This is a genomic window from Pseudoxanthomonas putridarboris (genome assembly GCF_038321125.1).
In the GTDB taxonomy this organism is placed as follows: domain Bacteria; phylum Pseudomonadota; class Gammaproteobacteria; order Xanthomonadales; family Xanthomonadaceae; genus Pseudoxanthomonas_A; species Pseudoxanthomonas_A putridarboris.
Genome location: NZ_JBBWWT010000004.1, coordinates 79,474 through 96,367, shown reverse-complemented (window position 1 = coordinate 96,367; position 16,894 = coordinate 79,474). Strand labels below are relative to the sequence as shown.

The 16,894-nt window shown below is 67.6% G+C and carries 15 protein-coding genes; 9 read left to right on the top strand and 6 right to left on the bottom strand.

Annotation, left to right across the window (positions count from 1 at the left end; all coding sequences use genetic code 11):
• The first annotated feature begins 46 nt into the window (after nucleotides 1-46).
• Nucleotides 47-760, top strand: a complete 714-nt coding sequence (locus AAD027_RS10365) for an isoprenoid biosynthesis enzyme family protein (protein ID WP_341725956.1) — start codon at nucleotides 47-49, stop codon at nucleotides 758-760.
• 156 nt (nucleotides 761-916) lie between these two features.
• Nucleotides 917-1,849 carry a GTP cyclohydrolase FolE2 gene (folE2, locus tag AAD027_RS10360; protein WP_425605444.1) on the top strand — a complete coding sequence of 311 codons (933 nt, stop codon included), beginning with the start codon at nucleotides 917-919 and terminating at the stop codon, nucleotides 1,847-1,849.
• A 212-nt stretch (nucleotides 1,850-2,061) separates the two neighbouring features.
• Here the strand turns inward: folE2 and AAD027_RS10355 are convergent, their stop codons facing one another.
• Genes AAD027_RS10355 through yidD form a run of 3 tightly spaced genes read right to left on the bottom strand, consistent with a single transcriptional unit; the run spans nucleotide 2,062 to nucleotide 4,510 of the window.
• Nucleotides 2,062-2,913: a M23 family metallopeptidase gene (locus AAD027_RS10355; protein WP_425605435.1), complete on the bottom strand. Its 852-nt coding sequence runs from the start codon at nucleotides 2,911-2,913 to the stop codon at nucleotides 2,062-2,064.
• Nucleotides 2,910-4,256, bottom strand: coding sequence for a dihydroorotase (locus AAD027_RS10350; RefSeq protein ID WP_341725954.1), 1,347 nt, complete (start codon nucleotides 4,254-4,256; stop codon nucleotides 2,910-2,912). The genes AAD027_RS10355 and AAD027_RS10350 overlap by 4 nt, the downstream gene beginning before the upstream one ends.
• A complete protein-coding gene (gene yidD / locus AAD027_RS10345) occupies nucleotides 4,256-4,510 on the bottom strand; it encodes a membrane protein insertion efficiency factor YidD (RefSeq protein WP_341725953.1) in 255 nt (84 codons plus the stop codon). Before yidD ends, AAD027_RS10350 begins: the two co-directional genes overlap by 1 nt.
• 95 nt (nucleotides 4,511-4,605) lie before the next feature.
• On the opposite strand from yidD, the gene dksA reads away from it, so the two are divergent.
• Together dksA and AAD027_RS10335 are read left to right on the top strand one after the other, a co-directional pair.
• Complete coding sequence (gene dksA / locus AAD027_RS10340) at nucleotides 4,606-5,685, top strand: RNA polymerase-binding protein DksA (RefSeq protein ID WP_341725952.1); 1,080 nt, start codon at nucleotides 4,606-4,608, stop codon at nucleotides 5,683-5,685.
• A 206-nt stretch (nucleotides 5,686-5,891) separates the two neighbouring features.
• Nucleotides 5,892-7,754: a DUF262 domain-containing protein gene (locus AAD027_RS10335; protein WP_341725951.1), complete on the top strand. Its 1,863-nt coding sequence runs from the start codon at nucleotides 5,892-5,894 to the stop codon at nucleotides 7,752-7,754.
• A 32-nt stretch (nucleotides 7,755-7,786) separates the two neighbouring features.
• Here the strand turns inward: AAD027_RS10335 and AAD027_RS10330 are convergent, their stop codons facing one another.
• The 3 genes from AAD027_RS10330 to cysS all read right to left on the bottom strand — a co-directional run bounded on the left by AAD027_RS10330 (nucleotide 7,787) and on the right by cysS (nucleotide 11,024).
• Nucleotides 7,787-9,028, bottom strand: coding sequence for an MFS transporter (locus tag AAD027_RS10330; RefSeq protein WP_341725950.1), 1,242 nt, complete (start codon nucleotides 9,026-9,028; stop codon nucleotides 7,787-7,789).
• Entirely contained in the window at nucleotides 9,025-9,462 is a 438-nt protein-coding gene (locus AAD027_RS10325) for a SufE family protein (protein WP_341725949.1), read from the bottom strand. Before AAD027_RS10325 ends, AAD027_RS10330 begins: the two co-directional genes overlap by 4 nt.
• A 158-nt stretch (nucleotides 9,463-9,620) precedes the next feature.
• Nucleotides 9,621-11,024: a cysteine--tRNA ligase gene (gene cysS / locus AAD027_RS10320; RefSeq protein WP_341726189.1), complete on the bottom strand. Its 1,404-nt coding sequence runs from the start codon at nucleotides 11,022-11,024 to the stop codon at nucleotides 9,621-9,623.
• Between the two features lie 149 nt (nucleotides 11,025-11,173).
• On the opposite strand from cysS, the gene AAD027_RS10315 reads away from it, so the two are divergent.
• From AAD027_RS10315 to AAD027_RS10295, 5 genes are all read left to right on the top strand, one after another.
• Nucleotides 11,174-11,680, top strand: coding sequence for a hypothetical protein (locus AAD027_RS10315; protein WP_341725948.1), 507 nt, complete (start codon nucleotides 11,174-11,176; stop codon nucleotides 11,678-11,680).
• A gap of 295 nt (nucleotides 11,681-11,975) precedes the next feature.
• The gene (locus tag AAD027_RS10310) at nucleotides 11,976-12,989 is read left to right on the top strand and encodes an N-acetylornithine carbamoyltransferase (RefSeq protein WP_341725947.1); all 1,014 of its coding nucleotides are present in this window, start codon (nucleotides 11,976-11,978) and stop codon (nucleotides 12,987-12,989) included.
• A 72-nt stretch (nucleotides 12,990-13,061) separates the two neighbouring features.
• Nucleotides 13,062-14,303 carry an argininosuccinate synthase gene (locus AAD027_RS10305; RefSeq protein WP_341725946.1) on the top strand — a complete coding sequence of 414 codons (1,242 nt, stop codon included), beginning with the start codon at nucleotides 13,062-13,064 and terminating at the stop codon, nucleotides 14,301-14,303.
• Nucleotides 14,304-14,406: 103 nt separating this feature from the next.
• Nucleotides 14,407-15,498 (top strand): acetylornithine deacetylase, encoded by a 1,092-nt coding sequence (locus AAD027_RS10300; RefSeq protein ID WP_341725945.1) that lies wholly within the window; start codon nucleotides 14,407-14,409, stop codon nucleotides 15,496-15,498.
• A gap of 78 nt (nucleotides 15,499-15,576) precedes the next feature.
• The gene (locus AAD027_RS10295) at nucleotides 15,577-16,893 is read left to right on the top strand and encodes an acetylglutamate kinase (protein WP_341725944.1); all 1,317 of its coding nucleotides are present in this window, start codon (nucleotides 15,577-15,579) and stop codon (nucleotides 16,891-16,893) included.
• Nucleotide 16,894: the final 1 nt, after the last annotated feature.

Here is a 16,894-nt window from a genome sequence, read left to right as displayed (position 1 = left end):
GATAACCTGTCGCGACTCATGTCGCTCCCACGGTCGATATCCGTCCATGTCCGACTCCGCCGCCCTCGACAGCTTCCTGGAAAAATGGCGCGCCCGCTGGCCGGAGTGGTCGGTGGCGGAGATCTTCGTGCCCGCCGAACGTCGCGAGCGGGCCGTGGCCTGGTTCGCGCTGCTGCAGGAGTTCGACGACGCGCTGAACATCGCCGGCGACCCCTTGCCCGCCGACGCCAAGCTGGCGTGGTGGGGTGAGGAACTGCGCGGTTGGGCCGCCCGGCGTTCGCGCCATCCGTTGGGACGCCGGCTGGAGCCGATCCGGGCGCCGTGGGAACAATTGGCCGAGGCGCTGCCTGCACTGGCGCCGGCACGCATGCCGACCCGCGACGGCGACGCGGCGTTCGCTTCGTTGAGCGCGTTCGCAGAGGCGGTCGTGGCGGTCGAAGCGGACGTGCTCGGCCGTGCGGCGGAGCCGGGCGCGGTGATTGCGCACACGCTGGCGATCCGCCTGATGGATGTCGGCGCGACCGCGGTGCCCTACGACCTGGGCGCGTCCGTCCACGGCGACCCGGCGCGGCTGCGCGCATGGGCGGACCATCTGCGCGATCGTGGCGGCGACCTGCGCCAAGGCGCGCGCGAGCGGCGCATCCTGTCGTCCTTCGCGTTCGGCCGCTTGCTGCGCCATGCCCGGGCCGGCCAGCCCGCGCCGCTGCCGTCGCCGCCACGGCTGCTGTTCACCGCCTGGCGCGCGGTGCGCGGCGGGTAGAGCCGAGCTTGCTGGTGCGGGAGAGCCTCTCCTGCATGGCGAGAGGCGCGCCCCATCGCCGCGATAGATGCCGGAAACCAATGTAACGCACTGTTTCATCAGGGCTTGGGGGGCAGGGGGTACAATGCGCGGCATCCACTTCCCCCGTGCATGACGATGTCCCCCTCGCTTCCCCAGGCGCCCCGCGCCGACCTTCCCGATGTCGCCCACCAGAGCGTGCCGCTGGCGCGCCCGCTGGACTGGGTGGGCATGGAGAACATCGCCCTGCCGGTCCGCATCGCCGACGGACAGGGCGGCCAGTTGCAGGTCGCCGCCAGCATCGACCTGTCGGTGAACCTGGCCAACGCCGACGCGCGCGGCATCCACATGTCGCGGCTGTACCTGCAATTGCAGGATGGCCTGGCGCGCGAAGCGATCACCCCGGCCGGCCTGCGCCATCTTCTTCAGGACAGCGTCGCCTCGCAGGCGGGGCTGGCCACGCAGGCACGGCTGAAGATCCGTTACGAAGCCCTGTTGCAGCGGAAGGCGCTGGAGAGCGACTACGCCGGCTGGAAGCGCTATCCGGTCGAGATCGACGCCACGCTGGCCGATGGCCACCTGCAACTGGCGTTGTCGTTCGCGGTGGAATATTCCAGCACCTGCCCGGCCTCGGCTGCGCTGTCGCGGCAGGCCAATGCCGAGCGCTTCGCCCAGGATTTCGCCGCCGCGCATCCGCTGTCGGTGAACGTGGTGCACGACTGGCTGGCTTCCGAGCGCGGCCTGGCCGCCACCCCGCACGCGCAGCGCAGCCGCGCCACGGTGCGCGTCGAACTGCGCCCGCAGTTCGACGAACTGCCGCTGGTGCCCCTGATCGATGCGCTGGAAGCCGCATTGGCCACGCCGGTGCAGACGGCGGTCAAGCGCGTGGACGAACAGGCCTTCGCCCGCCTCAACGCCGAGAACCTGATGTTCTGCGAGGACGCCGCCCGCCGCGTCGCGTCCGTGCTGTCCGGCGACGCCCGCATCGCCCGCTACGACGCCACCGTGGCGCATTACGAAAGCCTGCACCCGCACGACGCGGTGGCCCGCGTCAGCGGTTCCAACGACTGATCCGGTCCCGACACATGTAGGAGCGCCCTCGGGCGCGATGCTTCTGCATTCCGTCACGGCACAGTCAGAAAAGCATCGCGCCCGAGGGCGCTCCTACATGCTTGCGTTTGGGCACCGGGAATGGATCGAACCGCGCCTCGCCAGTACATGGCTGCCGGGCTGACGAACGCGCCGCAGCGCGTCGCAGGGGTGAACGATGGCCGGCCGTAGGCTTACTTTCCGCGTTCGAGGACGAGTAGTGGATCGATGCGCACATCGAACCAGTTCATCCCCCAATGCAGATGCGGCCCCGTCGCCCGTCCGGTCGCCCCCACCGCGCCGATCACCTGTCCCGCTTCCACGCGGTCGCCCACCTTCACGTCGATGCGCGACAGGTGCAGGAAGTTGGAGCTGACGCCGTGGCCGTGGTCCAGCAGCAGCGTGCCGCCGGTCAGGTACAGGTCGGGCGCGGCGAAGGTCACCACGCCGCCGGCCGGCGCCTTCACCGGCGTGCCATTCGGAGCGGCGATGTCCATGCCGGAATGCCCGGCGCCGGGCTGGCCGTTGTAGACCCGCGCATTGCCGAAGCGGCCGCTGATGCGGCCCTGCACCGGCCACTGGAACGGCATCGCGAAGTCGCTGCGCGCGTCGTCGCGCACGCGCGCAGCGATGACCAGCGCCTGCTCGCGCTTGATGCGCTCGGCGATCGCCGGCGGCGGATTGACGGTCTTGGGCGGTACCCCGTTGACCCGTTCCACCGGCCAGTCGCGCGGGGTCACGGCGATGCGGACCGATTGGCGGTGGCCCGACGGCGTCACCACCGCCAGGGTCAGTGGACCTTTCTCGTCCCGGCCCACGCCAAGGGCCACCGTGCCGTAGGCGGTGGTACGCAGCACGCGTCCGCCGTAGCGCACCTCGCTGCCGGGCGGCACCTTGCCGAACACCAGCGCGCCCTGCGACACGCTGGCGGGAAACACCACGCGTTCGTCGGTCGCGATGGGGGACGGGGCGGACTCCTGCGCGGCCAGCAAGGGCACCCAGCCCGCGGCGATGGCCGCCAGCAGTACCGCCACCCCCAACTTCAACGGGCGAACTCCAGCCGCTGCCCGATGGGCGTGCCGACCAGGTGTTCGCCGTTCCAGACCATGCGGCCGTTGACCCAGGTGGCGCCGATGCGCGAGCGGAACGTGGCGCCCTCGAACGGCGACCAGCCGCACTTCGACAGCACGTCCTCGCGCTTCACCGTGAAGGGCTCGTCGTCCACCAGCACCAGGTCGGCCCAGTAGCCTTCGCGCAGGTAGCCGCGCTCCTTCACGTCGAACAGCTGCGCCGGCGCGTGCGCGAACTTCTGCACCACCCGGGCCACGTCCAGGCGCTTCTCGTGCACCAGTTCCAGCGCCGCGACCAGCGCGTACTGCACCAGCGGCAGGCCGGAAGGGGCCTGCGCGTAGGGTTTTTCCTTTTCCTCCAGCGTGTGCGGCGCGTGGTCGGTGGCCAGCACGTCGATCACGTCGTCCACCAGCGCCTTGATCAGCGCCTCGCGGTCGCTGGCGTCCTTGATGGCCGGGTTGCACTTGATCAGGTTGCCCAGCCGCGCATAGTCCGCGCGGTCGAAGCGCAGGAAATGGATGCAGGTCTCGGCGGTGATGCGCTTGCGCGCGCCGTCCGGGCGCACCAGCGGGCCGGGCGTGAACAGCGCCAGCTCGTCGGCGGTGGAGATGTGCAGCACGTGCAGGCGGGTGCCGTGCCTGCGGGCCAGCGACAGCGCGAGCTGGGTGGACTTGACGCAGGCCTCGCGGCTGCGGATGTCCGGGTGGTGCTCGGCGCTCAGCGCATCGCCGTACCTGGCCTGGAATGCCGCCAGGTTGGCGTCGATGGTCGGCGTGTCCTCGCAATGGGTGATGATCGGCGTGGGCGCTTCGCGGAAGATCGCGTCCAGCGTGTCCGGGTTGTCCACCAGCATGTTGCCGGTCGAGGCGCCCATAAACACCTTGATGCCCGGCGCGGTCTTCGGGTCCAGCGTGCGGACCGCGTCCAGGTTGTCGTTGCTGGCGCCCAGGTAGAAGCCGTAGTTGCCCCAGGCGCGGCCCTTGGCTCGCTGGTACTTGTCCTCCAGCGCGGCCGCGTCCAGCGTGGGCGGGCTGGTGTTGGGCATGTCCATGAAGCTGGTCAGCCCGCCGGCCACGGCGGCGGCCGATTCGGTGGCGATGTCGCCCTTGTGCGGCATGCCGGGCTCGCGGAAGTGGACCTGGTCGTCGATCATGCCCGGCAGCAGCCAGCGGCCGGCGGCATCGATCACGGTGTCCCCGCCCTGCGGGCGGACTTCCGTGGCGATCCGCGCGATGCGGCCGTTCTCGATGCGCAGGTCGCCCTCGATGACGCGGCCTTCGTTGACAAGACGGGCGTTGACGATGACGGTGGCGGGCATCAGCGGTTTCCTGGGGTCTGGGTGGGGGAGGGGACCGGACGGGCCGGTACGGGGTCGTGTCCGCCGGGGTGCAGCGGGTGGCAGCGGCCGATCCGGCGCAGCGCCAGCCAGCCGCCTTTCATCGGGCCGAACCGGCCGATCGCCTCCATCGCGTACTCCGAGCAGGACGGCACGAAACGGCAGCGCGGCCCCAGCAGCGGGCTGATGAAGCGCTTGTAACCCTTCAGCAGGACGATGAGCACGCGACCGATCATGTACGGATCATAGCGCGTCGGGTTGCCGCTGCCGGCCGGGTAGGCTATAAAAGCGCGCTTTCCCGCTGCTCGGGAAGAACAAGGAAGCGCTGTTCGTGGCTGCAAAGAAACCTGCGAAGAAGGCCGCCAAGGCCGCCAAGAAACCCGCCCCGGCCGTCGCCAAGAAGCCTGTCGCGAAGAAGGCTGTCGCCAAGAAGCCGGTGGCCAAGAAAGCGGCGCCCAAGCCTGCCGCCAAGAAGGCGGCCCCGGCGAAGAAGCCGGCTGCCAAGCCGGTGGCCAAGAAGGCCGTGCCGGCGAAGAAAGCGGTCGCCAAGGCCAAGCCGGTAGCGGGCAGGAAGCCAGCGCCCAAGCCCGTCGCCAAGGCCCCGGCCAAGAAGGCGGCGCCTGCCAAGCCGGCCGCCAAGGCCGTCGTCAAACCCGCTCCCAAACCCGCACCGAAGCCGGCCCCCAAGCCGGCTCCGGCGAAATCCGCCCCCACCCAGGCAGCGCCCAAGCCCGCCGTGACCGCACCAGCCCCCAAGGCTGCGGCGGCACCCGCGCCCGCTGCCAAGGTTCCGTCCCCCCCGAAGCCTGTGCCGACCCCGAAATCCAATACCAAAACCGCCAAAGCCTCTTCCCCCGCCCAGCCCCCCGTGATTACCCGCCCCGCCATCACCCCACGCCCCGTAGGCAAGGTGGCCGTCGCGGTCGCCGCGCGGCCTGCGGCGCCGGTCGTGCGCGGCAAGGTGAAAGAAGTGCCTTACAAGATCGACGAAGCCACCGGCCGCCCCATCATCCCGCAGGGCTACAAGCCTTCGCCGGACGAGGAGTACATGAGCCCCCTGCAACTGGAGTACTTCCGCCAGCGCCTGCTGGACTGGCGCGCCGACCTGGTGGAGGAGTCCAAACAGACCATCGAGAACCTCAAGGACGAAGTGCGCGACATCGGCGACGAAGCCGAGCGCGCCACCCGCGAAACCGAAAACTCGCTGGAACTGCGCACCCGCGACCGTTACCGCAAGCTGATCGGCAAGATCGACAGCACCCTCAAGCGCCTGGAAGGCGGAGACTACGGCTACTGCGTGGACACCGGCGAGGAAATCGGCCTGGACCGCCTGGAGGCGCGCCTGACCGCCGAACGCACCATCGACGCGCAGGAACGCTGGGAACACATGCAGAAGCAGCAGGGCGATTGATCCTGTCCCGCATAGGATGAAGCAGGAACCCCACGCCATCGCGTGGGGTTTTTTGTTGGATACTGCCCTGCCTGTTCCCGCTGCCCGTCCGGCGGCTGTCGCGGACCCGCGCCATGTCGCGTCCGGCGGAGTTGGGCGGCTGTCGGCATGGTGCGGAGAGGACCACGCCGGGGTCGGGGCAATATCCGGTTCTATCGAGGGGGACGATGAAGACGATCGACGGCAAGGCCCGTACCATCAGCGAGATCCTCAAGGGCAAGCGCTACGGTATCGATTACTACCAGCGCGAGTACCGTTGGCAGCGCAAGCAGGCCAAGGAGTTGATCGACGACCTGACGGACCAGTTCCTGCAGTGGCACCGACCCGTAAACCCGCGCAATGCGGTCGAGAAATACGGAAACTATTTCCTTGGTTCGATCATCCTCAGCGAACGCGACGGGCAGAAGTACATCGTCGACGGCCAGCAGCGCCTGACCACGATCACCCTCCTGCTGCTTCTGCTGCACCGGCGGCAGGGCGAGCGCAAGGACCGGGTTGCGCTGGAGGAACTGATCTACTCCGAACGCTTTGGCGAGAGGGCTTTCAATATCGCGGTGGAGGACCGGCGCGCGATCATGTCGGCGCTGTTCAACGGCGAGTTGCCCGATACCAGCGAGGCGTCGGAATCGGTGCAGACCATCGTGGCCCGCTACCAGGACCTGGAGGAACTGCTGCAGGAGCAGTCCGAGGACATCGACGAGGCGGCGCTGCCCTACTTCTGCGACTGGCTGACCGAGAAGGTGTACCTGATCGAGATCAGCGCCGCTTCCGACGAGGACGCCTACACCATCTTCGAGACCATGAACGACCGTGGCCTGTCGCTGACGCCGTTGGACATGCTCAAGGGCTACCTGCTGGCCAACATCACCGATATGGGCCAGCGCAACGAAGCGGCGCGCTTGTGGCGCGAGCGCATCGAAGCGCTGCGCAAGCTGGGCAAGGACGAGGATACGGATGCCGTCAAGGCCTGGCTGCGGGCGCGTTACGCCAACAGCGTGCGCGAACGGCGCACCGGCTCGGAGAACAAGGACTTCGAACGCATCGGCACCGAGTTCCACCGCTGGCTGGGCGACCATGCGGAGCAGCTGGGGTTGAAGAGCGGGGCGGACTTCTTCCGCTTCGTCAACGACGACATGGTGTTCTACACGCGTCAATACGAGCGCATCCGCAAGGCTTCGCTCAAGCCGGTGGATGGGCTGGAGCCGGTGTACCACGTCGCCGCCTTCAATTTCACCCTGCAATACCCGTTGCTGCTGGCGCCCCTGCTGATCACCGACGCGCCGGAGACCATCGTCCGCAAGGTCCGTGCGGTGGCGGTGTTCCTGGATATCCTGCTGGCGCGCCGCGCGGTGAACTACCTGAGCATGACTTACGGCGCGATGTCCTATGCCGCGTTCTTGATCATGCGCGATATCCGGGGCCTGGAGCCGTCGGCGCTGGTGGATGTCCTCGTGAAGCGCCTGGACGAACAGGGCTGCTCCTTTGACGGTACCGCGGATGGGCGGCGCAACGGCTTCGAGGGCTTTGGCCTCAACCAGTGGTCCAAGCGCTACATCAAGGTGCTGCTGGCGCGCATGACCGCCCACCTGGAAGCGGCTTCGGGCATGGACAGCGATGCGGCCAGATACCTGGTCGAAGGACGCGGCCGCTACGAGATCGAGCACATATGGGCGGATCATTACGTGCGCCACAGGGACGAATTCGCGTCGCAGGCGGATTTCTCCGATTACCGCAATCGCTTCGGCGGCCTGTTGTTGCTGCCCAAGAGCTTCAACGCCAGCTACGGCGACCTGCCGTATGCGAAGAAGCGCAAGCACTACGTCAGCCAGAATCTGTTGGCATGGTCGCTGCATGAGCAATGCTACGAACGCAACCCCGGTTTCCTGGCCTACATCCAGCAAGGAGGATTGCCGTTCGCGGCGCTGGGAGAGTTCAGGAAGGCCGACCTGGACGGACGGCATGCACTGTACCGGCAGTTGGCCGATCGGGTATGGGACCCGGCAAGGCTGGTATCCGAGAGGGAAGAGTGAGGGATGCGCAGGAAAGGGCTTCCAGGGTGCGGCTACTGCAGCTCGCGCAGGTCCAGGCGCCGCAACCGTGGCGCTTTCCACGCGGTCGCCCCGGCTACCGACAGGATGGCGAATCCACCCAGGATCACCGCCGGCACCAGCCCCAGCAGCCGCGCCATGGTGCCGGCGTAGAACGCGCCCAGCTCGTTGGACGAACTGACGAAGATGCCGTTGATGGACGACACGCGCCCGCGCATCTCGTCGGGCGTGGCCAGTTGCAGGATGGTCGAGCGCACCACCACCGACACGCCGTCGCACATGCCATAGGCCAGCAGGATCAGCGCCGACAGCCAGAATTGCCGCGACAGCCCGAAAGCGATCACGCACACCCCGAAGCCCGTGACCGCGAACAGCAGGACGCGCCCGGCGTGCTGCTGCAGCGGGCGCCGGGCCAGCCACAGGCCCACGCAGATCGAACCCGCCGCCGGCGTCGCGCGCAGGATGCCCAGCCCTTCCGGCCCGTAGTGCAGGATGTCGTGGATGAAGGCCGGCAGCATCGCCACCACGCCGCCCAGCAGCACCGAGAACATGTCCAGCGCCATCGCGCCCAGCATGATCTGGTTGCCCAGCACGAAGCGCGCGCCCTGCGCGATGCTGGCGAAGATCGGCAGGTCGACGGCGGGCGGCCCCGGCTCCTCCACCCGAAGACGCGCCAGCACGGCGATGGCCAGCAGCGCGAATGCCGCCGCGGCCCCGTACGACAACGCTTTGCCGCCGAAGCCCACCAGCAGGCCGCCCAGGGCCGGGCCGGTCACCAGCGCGACCTGGAAGATCACGCTGCCCAGCCCGGCGCCGCGCACGAAATCCTCCCGCGCCAGCACGCGTGCGAACAGTGCGTTGTAGACCGGGCTGAGGAACGAGCGCGCCATGCCGGTCAGCGCGATGGCCGCATAGATCGGCCAGGTGCCGCGGAACGGCAGCCATCCGGCGGCGATCGCCACCAGCGTCAGCGCGGTCGTTCCCAGCGCCGCACAGGCCGCCATGCCCAGCTTGCGCCGCGGCAGGTGGTCCACCAGGTAGCCGGCGAACGGCGCCACGCAGAAGAACGGCAGCACTTCCGCCAGGCCCACCAGGCCCAGCGAGAACGGATCGCGGGTCAGTTCGTAGACATGCCAGCCGACCGTGACCGCGACCACCTGGTACGACAGCAGCGCGAAGATGCGATAGGCCAGCACCGCGGCGAATCCGCGGTTGCTCAAAAGGGACAGTGCGGGGGATGGGACGGCGGCGCTCACTTGGCGGACGCGGCGGTCTCGCGGATGAACGCCAGCAGCGAGGCCAGGCCGTTGCTGCGCGTGGGCGACAGGTGCTTGGCCAGGCCGATGTCGGCGATGTAGTCCGGCTCGGTGGCCAGGATCTCTTCCGCCGAACGCCCCGAGTACACGCGCAGCGCCAGGAAGATCAGTCCCGACACGATGGCCGAATCGCTGACCGCGTGGAAGTCCAGCTTGCGCGCGTCGCCCTGCGGCACGATCCAGACCATCGACTGGCAGCCCAGCAGGCGATGTTCCTCGCGCTTCCATTCCTCCGGGAACGCCGGCAGCTTGCGGCCCAGGTCGATCAGGTACTGGTAGCGCTCGGACCAGTCGCCGAAGAAGGCGAATTCGTCCTTGATGGCGGCTTGCGCCTCGGCGGGGGTGGGTTCGAGCGGGAAGATCGTGTCGGTCATCGAGATTCGGAATGCCTGCATTTGTGACCCCTCTCCCCCCGGGAGAGGGGGAGGGGTGAGGGTACGGCGGAGTTCGCCAAGGTTCCGGCGTCCTGACTTCGCCGAACCCTCATCCGTCGCTTCGCGCCACCTTCTCCCGGAGGGAGAAGGGATAAAGCCTAGGCGCGCTTCCAGCGTACGCCCTGCGGAGTGTCTTCCAGCAGAACGCCCTCGGCGGCCAGCTGGTCGCGGATGGCGTCGGAACGGGCGAAATCGCGGGCCTTCTTCGCCGCCGCGCGTTCGTCGATCAGCGACTGGATGCGGGCGTCGTCGTCGTTGGACGCGCCGCGCCCGAACCATGCGGCCGGATCCTGCTGCAGCAGGCCCAGCACCTGGCCCGCGCCCAGCAGTGCGGCCTTGATTCCCCGAAGCCTGTCGCCTTGTTCCGGGTGTGTCGGACTGAATCCAGAAGCAAGCAGGCGCCGGGCTTCGCCGGCGTAGTGGCTGATTTCTGCCAGGGCAAGTGGAGTGTTCAGATCATCATCCAGCGCCATCTCGATTCCGGGAGGAACCTCTGCAATCGCATGTACGTCGGCCAGATCGCGCAACGTACCGTACAGGCGGTCCAGCGTGTTCTTCGCCTGCTCGACCAGCGCCTCGGACCAGTCCAGCGGCTGCCGGTAGTGGGCCGACAGCAGTGCGTAGCGCAGGGCTTCCGGGGGATGCTGCTGCAACAGGTCGTGCACCTTCTCGATGTTGCCCAGCGACTTGCTCATCTTGGCACCGCCGAAGTTCAGCATGCCGTTGTGCAGCCAGAAACGGGCGAAGATCCGGCCGCCGTGCGCGCACTCGCTCTGCGCCACTTCGTTCTCGTGGTGCGGGAACTGCAGGTCCACGCCGCCGGCGTGGATGTCGATGGTCTCGCCCAGGTGGGCGGCCGCCATCGCCGAGCATTCGATGTGCCAGCCGGGGCGGCCCACGCCCCACGGCGAGTCCCAGCCGGGCAGATCCGGCGTGGAGGGCTTCCACAGCACGAAATCGCCGGGATCGCGCTTGTACGGGGCCACTTCCACGCGCGCGCCGGCCAGCATTTCCTCGGGATCGCGGCGCGACAGCTTGCCGTACTCGGGGAAGCTGCCCACGGCGAACAGCACGTGGCCCTCGGCGGCGTAGGCATGGCCGGATTCGATCAGGCGCTCGATCATCGCGATGATGTGCGGGATATGCGCGGTGGCGGCCGGTTCGATGTCCGGGGAGAACTCGCCGGTCACGCCCAACCCGGCCATGTCCTGGCGGTAGGCCTCGGCATAGCGGTCGGTGATGGCCGAGATCGCCACGCCCAGTTCCTTGGCCGCTGCGTTGATCTTGTCGTCCACGTCGGTGATGTTGCGGGCGTAGCGCAGTTGCCCGTAGCGGCGGCGCAGCAGCGCGGCCAGCACGCCGAAGACGACCGGCCCGCGCGCGTTGCCGATATGGACGTAGTTGTAGACGGTGGGCCCGCAGACGTACATCGTGGGGACCGGGCCGAGCGGTTCGAATTCCTCGACCCGGCGGGTGAGGTTGTTGTGCAGGCGCAGGGTCATGGGCATGGGGCAGGGGAGAGCCGGGCAATTCTACCGTCTGCGGCCGAGCCGGGCAGCGCCCGGGATCGGCCCGCATGAGGACGCTGTGTTCAGCCCCACTCAAGGCGGGCCGCCTACACTGTGACACCGGAATACCACTTTCAGGCCACATGCACCGCTCACGCTCTTTCCTCGTCCTGCTTGTTCTGCTGGCGCCGGCCATGGCCGTTTCGGCGCAGGAGCGGGTGGTCCAGGCCGAGAACGTGCGCCTGGACTACGCGCAGGTGCTGGGCGTGGAGCCGATCTACCAGACCCTGCGGGCCAGCCGCACCGAGCAGAAATGCGACGAAGTGCCGGCGCCGAAGACCGAGCAGGCGCCGGATGAAGAGCCGGGCCGCTGGTCGAGGATGATGGATTCCATGCGGGGCTGGTTCACCGACAAGGACAGGTCCGAGCCGCCGGTGGCCCCGCCCGCGGCCACCGTCAAGATCAATTGCCGCATGGTGCCGGTGGAGCGCGAGTTCCAGCGTCCCATCGCCTACGACGTGGACTACATCTACAAGGGCGTGAAATACCGCTCCCGGCTGGCCGAGGACCCGGGCAACCGCCTGCGCATCCGCGTCTCGGTGATGCCCTACGTCAACCCGCCGCCGTCGCAGGCCACCAGCAATCCCTGAAGCCTTGCGCCAAGGAAGCCTTGCGCCGCGGCGCGGCACATGCGAGCATTCGCGCCCATGAAGACGAACGCACACGCCCATGCAGACAGCGCGGCCCGCCAGGCCTCGGGCATGACCTCGCGTGCGCGTCGACCGGAATCCCGCTCCTAGCTGGGTCGCCCGGACGTTTTCGCCTGTCCTGCCGGAACCCAGCCAGAGGCTGGGTTTTTTCGTTTCTGATGTACGCGTTTCCCTCCGCAAGAGCCCAGCCATCCCTGGCCGGACTTTCCAAAAAAAAGCATGGAATCCTGAAACCATGAAGCATTTCCTGAACACGCAGGACTGGAGCCGTTCCGAGCTGGACGCGTTGCTGACGCAGGCGGCGCTGTACAAGCAGCACAAGCTGGGCGACGCGCTGAAGGGCAAGTCCATCGCGCTGGTGTTCTTCAATCCGTCCATGCGCACCCGCACCAGCTTCGAGCTGGGCGCGTTCCAGCTGGGCGGCCATGCCGTGGTCCTGCAACCGGGCAAGGACGCGTGGCCCATCGAGTTCAACCTGGGCACGGTGATGGACGGCGACACCGAGGAGCACATCGCCGAGGTAGCCAGGGTGCTGGCCCGCTACGTGGACCTGATCGGCGTGCGCGCGTTCCCGAAATTCGTCGACTGGGCCTACGACCGCCAGGACATCGTGCTGAAGTCCTTCGCCAGGTACTCGCTGGTGCCGGTGATCAACATGGAGACCATCACCCATCCCTGCCAGGAGCTGGCGCATGCGCTGGCGCTGCAGGAGCACTTCGGCACGTCCGATCTGCGCGGCAAGAAGTACGTGCTCACCTGGACCTACCATCCCAAGCCGCTGAACACCGCCGTGGCCAATTCCGCGCTGACCATCGCCACCCGCCTGGGCATGGACGTGACCCTGCTGTGCCCCACGCCGGACTACATCCTCGACGAGCGCTACATGGGCTGGGCCGAACAGAACGTGGCCGAGAGCGGCGGTTCGCTGACCATCAGCCACGACACCGACAGCGCCTATGCCGGCGCCGACGTGGTCTACGCCAAGAGCTGGGGCGCGCTGCCGTTCTTCGGCAACTGGGAACCGGAAAAGCCCATCCGCGACCAGTACAAGCACTTCATGGTGGACGAGCGGAAGATGGCGCTGACCAACAATGGCGTCTTCAGCCACTGCCTGCCGCTGCGCCGCAACGTCAAGGCGACCGATGGCGTGATGGATTCGCCGCAGTGCATCGCCATCGACGAGGCCGAGAACCGGCTGCATGTGCAGAAGGCGGTGATGGCGACCCTGGCGGGTCGCCGGGATTCGTGATTCGGGATTGGGGATTCGCAAAAAACGAATTCCGATTCCCTGACTGTCCGTAACTTTTCAAGAGATGCCCCCATGTCGCAGCAGACCGCTTCTTCCAATCCCGAATCCCGAATCCCGAATCCCGGCTCCAAGGACATCGTCCTCGCCTTCTCCGGCGGCCTCGACACCAGCTTCTGCATCCCGTACCTGCAAGAGCAGGGCTGGGCCGTGCACACCGTGTTCGCCGATACCGGCGGCGTGGACGCCGAGGAACGTGCCTATATCGAGCAGCGAGCGGCCGAGCTGGGCGCGGCCAGCCACGTCACCGTCGACGGCGGTCCGGCGATCTGGGACGGCTTCGTCAAGCCGTTCGTATGGGCGGGCGAGGGCTACCAGGGCCAGTACCCGCTGCTGGTGTCCGACCGCTACCTGATCGTCGATGCCGCGCTGAAGCGCGCCGCGGAACTGGGCACGAATGCCATCGCGCACGGCTGCACCGGCATGGGCAACGACCAGGTGCGCTTCGACCTGGCAGTCAAGGCCTCGGGCGACTACCGGATCGTCGCGCCGATCCGCGAAATCCAGAAGGAACACACCCAGACCCGCGCCTACGAGCAGCAGTACCTGGAAGAGCGCGGCTTCGGCGTGCGCGCCAAGCAGAAGAGCTACACCATCAACGAGAACCTGCTGGGCGTGACCCTGTCCGGCGGCGAGATCGACAAGTGGGAGGCGCCGGGCGAGGGCGCGCGCGGCTGGTGCGCGCCGCGCGGCGAATGGCCGGAGCAGGCCTTGCGCGTGACGATCGGCTTCAAACAGGGCGAAGCGGTGACGCTGGACGGCCAGCCGCTGGCCGGCGCGCAGCTGCTGGCGAAGTTGAACAGCCTGTTCGCGCCGTACGGCGTGGGCCGCGGCATGTATACCGGCGACACCACCATCGGCCTGAAGGGTCGCATCGTGTATGAGGCGCCGGGCCTGATCTCGCTGCTGGCCGCGCACCGCGCGCTGGAAGAAGCGGTGCTGACCAAGCAGCAGAACCGCTTCAAGCCCGAAGTGGCGCGCAAATGGGTGGAAGTGGTGTACGAGGGCTTCTACCACGACCCGATCAAGACCGACCTGGAGGCGTTCCTGGCGTCCTCGCAGGCCACCGTCAACGGCGAGGTGGTGCTGGAGACCCGTGGTGGCCGCGTCGATGCGGTGGCCGTGAAGTCGCCGCACCTGCTCAACGCCAAGGGCGCGACCTACGCGCAGTCCGCCGACTGGGGCGTGGAGGAAGCCGAAGGCTTCATCAAGCTGTTCGGCATGAGTTCGACGCTGTGGGCCGAAATCAACCGCTGAACCCTTCCCTGTAGGAGCGCGCCATGCGCGCGATGCTTTTGCATCGTCACCGATAAAAAAGCATCGCGGCCATGGGCCGCTCCTACAAGAACCTGGATTCTCCATGCTGCAAGCCGTCCTCCAACATCTCGAAGCCCTGGTGTCCTTCGACACCCGCAACCCGCCGCGTGCGATCACCACCGGCGGCATCTTCGACTACATCCGTGCGCAGCTGCCGGATTTCGCCGTCGAAGTGACCGACCACGGCGCGGGCGCGGTGTCGCTGTTCGCCGTGCGCGGGCAGCCGAAACGGCTGTTCAACGTGCATCTGGACACGGTGCCGTCGTCGCCGGCGTGGACGGCCGATCCGCTGAAACTGCGTGTCACCGAAGATCGTGCCATCGGCCTGGGCGCCTGCGACATCAAGGGCGCGGCGGCGGCGCTGATCGCGGCCGCGCAGGCCACGCAGGGCGATGCCGCCTTCCTGTTAAGCAGCGACGAAGAGGCGAACGATCCGCGCTGCATCGCCGCTTTCCTGGCGCGCGACCATGGCTTCGCCGAGGCTATCGTCGCCGAGCCCACGCAAGGCCAGGCGGTGCTGGCGCATCGCGGCATCAGCGCGGTGCGGATGGCGTTCAAGGGCCAAGCCGGCCACGCTTCCGCGGAAAACGCGCTGTCGCTCAGCGCGCTGCACAACGCCATGCGCTGGGGCACGTCGGCGCTGGACTACGTGCAGGCCCAGCATCATCTGCGCTTCGGCGGCCTGACCGGGCTGCGCTTCAACATCGGCCGGGTCGAGGGCGGCATCAAGGCCAACATGATCGCGCCCAGCGCGGAAGTGCGGTTCGGCTTCCGCCCGTTGCCGTCGCAGGACATGGACGCGCTGCACGCCACGTTCCGCGGCTTCGCCGATGCCGATGCGCTGGCCGGGTACGAGGAGACCTTCCGCGGCCCGTCGCTGCCGTCCGGCGACGTGGCCCGCGCCGAAGAACGCAGGCTGGCCGCGCGCGACCTGGCCGACGAACTTGGCCTGCCGATCGGCAATGCGGTGGACTTCTGGACCGAGGCCTCGCTGTTCTCGCGGGCCGGGTTCACCGCGCTGGTCTATGGTCCGGGGGACATCGCCCAGGCGCATACGGCGGACGAATGGGTGTCGCTGGAACAATTGCACGCCTACACGCAGAAGGTGACGCAGATACTGGGGAACCCGTCGTAGGAGCGGGCCATGCCCGCGACTGCATCACGGAAAAGCATCGCGCCCATGGGGCGCTCCTACACGACACATCGAACGAACATGGAATCGAACAAGCAAACCCGCCAGACCATCATCCGGCTGCTGTCCAGCATGGCCAGCGCGAAGGAGATCTCGCAGTACGTCAAGCGTTTCTCGCAGCTGGACGCCAAGCGCTTCGCCGTGGTCAAGGTGGGCGGCGCGGTGCTGCGCGACGATCTGGAAGCGCTGACCTCCTCGCTGACCTTCCTGCAGGAAGTCGGCCTGACGCCCATCGTGGTGCACGGCGCCGGCCCGCAGCTGGACGAGGAGATGACCGCCGCCGGCATCGCCAAGCAGACCGTGGACGGCCTGCGCGTGACCACGCCGGAAGTACTGGCCATCGTGCGCAAGGTGTTCCTGCAGCAGAACCTCGCGCTGGTGGAGGCGCTGCAGCAAGGCGGCGCGCGCGCCACGTCGATCGTGTCCGGCGTGTTCGAGGCCGAATACAAGGACCAGGCCACCTACGGACTGGTCGGCGAAGTGTCGCGCATCAACCAGGCGCCCATCGAGGCCAGCCTGAAGGTCGGTTCCATCCCGGTGATCGCCAGTCTGGGCGAGACCGTCGGCGGGCAGATCCTCAACATCAACGCCGACTTCGCCGCCAACGAGCTGGTACAGGTGCTGCAGCCGTACAAGATCATCTTCCTGACCGGCACCGGCGGCCTGCTGGATCCGAACGGCAAGGTCATCGACTCGATCAACCTGTCCACCGAGTACGACGAACTGATGGCGCAGCCGTGGATCAACGGCGGCATGCGGGTGAAGATCGAGCAGATCAAGGACCTGCTGGACAGGCTGCCGCTGACTTCGTCGGTCTCGATCACCAAGCCGGCGGAACTGGCCAAGGAATTGTTCACCCACCGCGGTTCCGGCACGCTGGTCCGCCGTGGCGAGCGGGTGCTGCGCTTCGATTCGTGGGAAGGCATCGACCTGCCGCGCCTGCGCACGCTGATCGAATCCAGCTTCGGCCGCACGCTGCTGCCGGAATACTTCGAGCGGACGACCCCGCATCGCGTCTACGTCAGCGAGAACTACCGCACCGCGCTGATCCTGACCCGGGAAGAGGGTTTCGCTTACCTGGACAAGTTCGCGGTGCTGGACGATGCGCAGGGCGAGGGCCTGGGCCGCGCCGTGTGGCACGTGATGCGCGAGGAGAATCCGCAGCTGTTCTGGCGCTCGCGCCACAACAACCAGATCAACATCTTCTACTACGCCGAATCCGACGGCTGCTACAAGCAGGAGAAATGGAAGGTGTTCTGGTACGGCATCGAGGACTTCGCCGACATCGAGCGCTGCGTGGCGCATTGCCGCACGCGGCCCGCCACCCTGGTGGACTGAC

Excerpts from the sequence above, each read along its gene's own strand:
- AAD027_RS10335 (WP_341725951.1), top strand. The coding sequence starts at position 5,892 with ATGAAGACGATCGACGGCAAGGCCCGTACCATCAGCGAGATCCTCAAG.
- cysS (WP_341726189.1), bottom strand. The coding sequence starts at position 11,024 with ATGACCCTGCGCCTGCACAACAACCTCACCCGCCGGGTCGAGGAATTC.
- AAD027_RS10310 (WP_341725947.1), top strand. The coding sequence starts at position 11,976 with ATGAAGCATTTCCTGAACACGCAGGACTGGAGCCGTTCCGAGCTGGAC.
- AAD027_RS10350 (WP_341725954.1), bottom strand. The coding sequence starts at position 4,256 with ATGCCCGCCACCGTCATCGTCAACGCCCGTCTTGTCAACGAAGGCCGC.
- AAD027_RS10295 (WP_341725944.1), top strand. The coding sequence starts at position 15,577 with ATGGAATCGAACAAGCAAACCCGCCAGACCATCATCCGGCTGCTGTCC.
- yidD (WP_341725953.1), bottom strand. The coding sequence starts at position 4,510 with ATGATCGGTCGCGTGCTCATCGTCCTGCTGAAGGGTTACAAGCGCTTC.
- AAD027_RS10305 (WP_341725946.1), top strand. The coding sequence starts at position 13,062 with ATGTCGCAGCAGACCGCTTCTTCCAATCCCGAATCCCGAATCCCGAAT.
- AAD027_RS10325 (WP_341725949.1), bottom strand. The coding sequence starts at position 9,462 with ATGACCGACACGATCTTCCCGCTCGAACCCACCCCCGCCGAGGCGCAA.
- AAD027_RS10315 (WP_341725948.1), top strand. The coding sequence starts at position 11,174 with ATGCACCGCTCACGCTCTTTCCTCGTCCTGCTTGTTCTGCTGGCGCCG.
- AAD027_RS10300 (WP_341725945.1), top strand. The coding sequence starts at position 14,407 with ATGCTGCAAGCCGTCCTCCAACATCTCGAAGCCCTGGTGTCCTTCGAC.
- AAD027_RS10365 (WP_341725956.1), top strand. The coding sequence starts at position 47 with ATGTCCGACTCCGCCGCCCTCGACAGCTTCCTGGAAAAATGGCGCGCC.
- folE2 (WP_425605444.1), top strand. The coding sequence starts at position 917 with ATGTCCCCCTCGCTTCCCCAGGCGCCCCGCGCCGACCTTCCCGATGTC.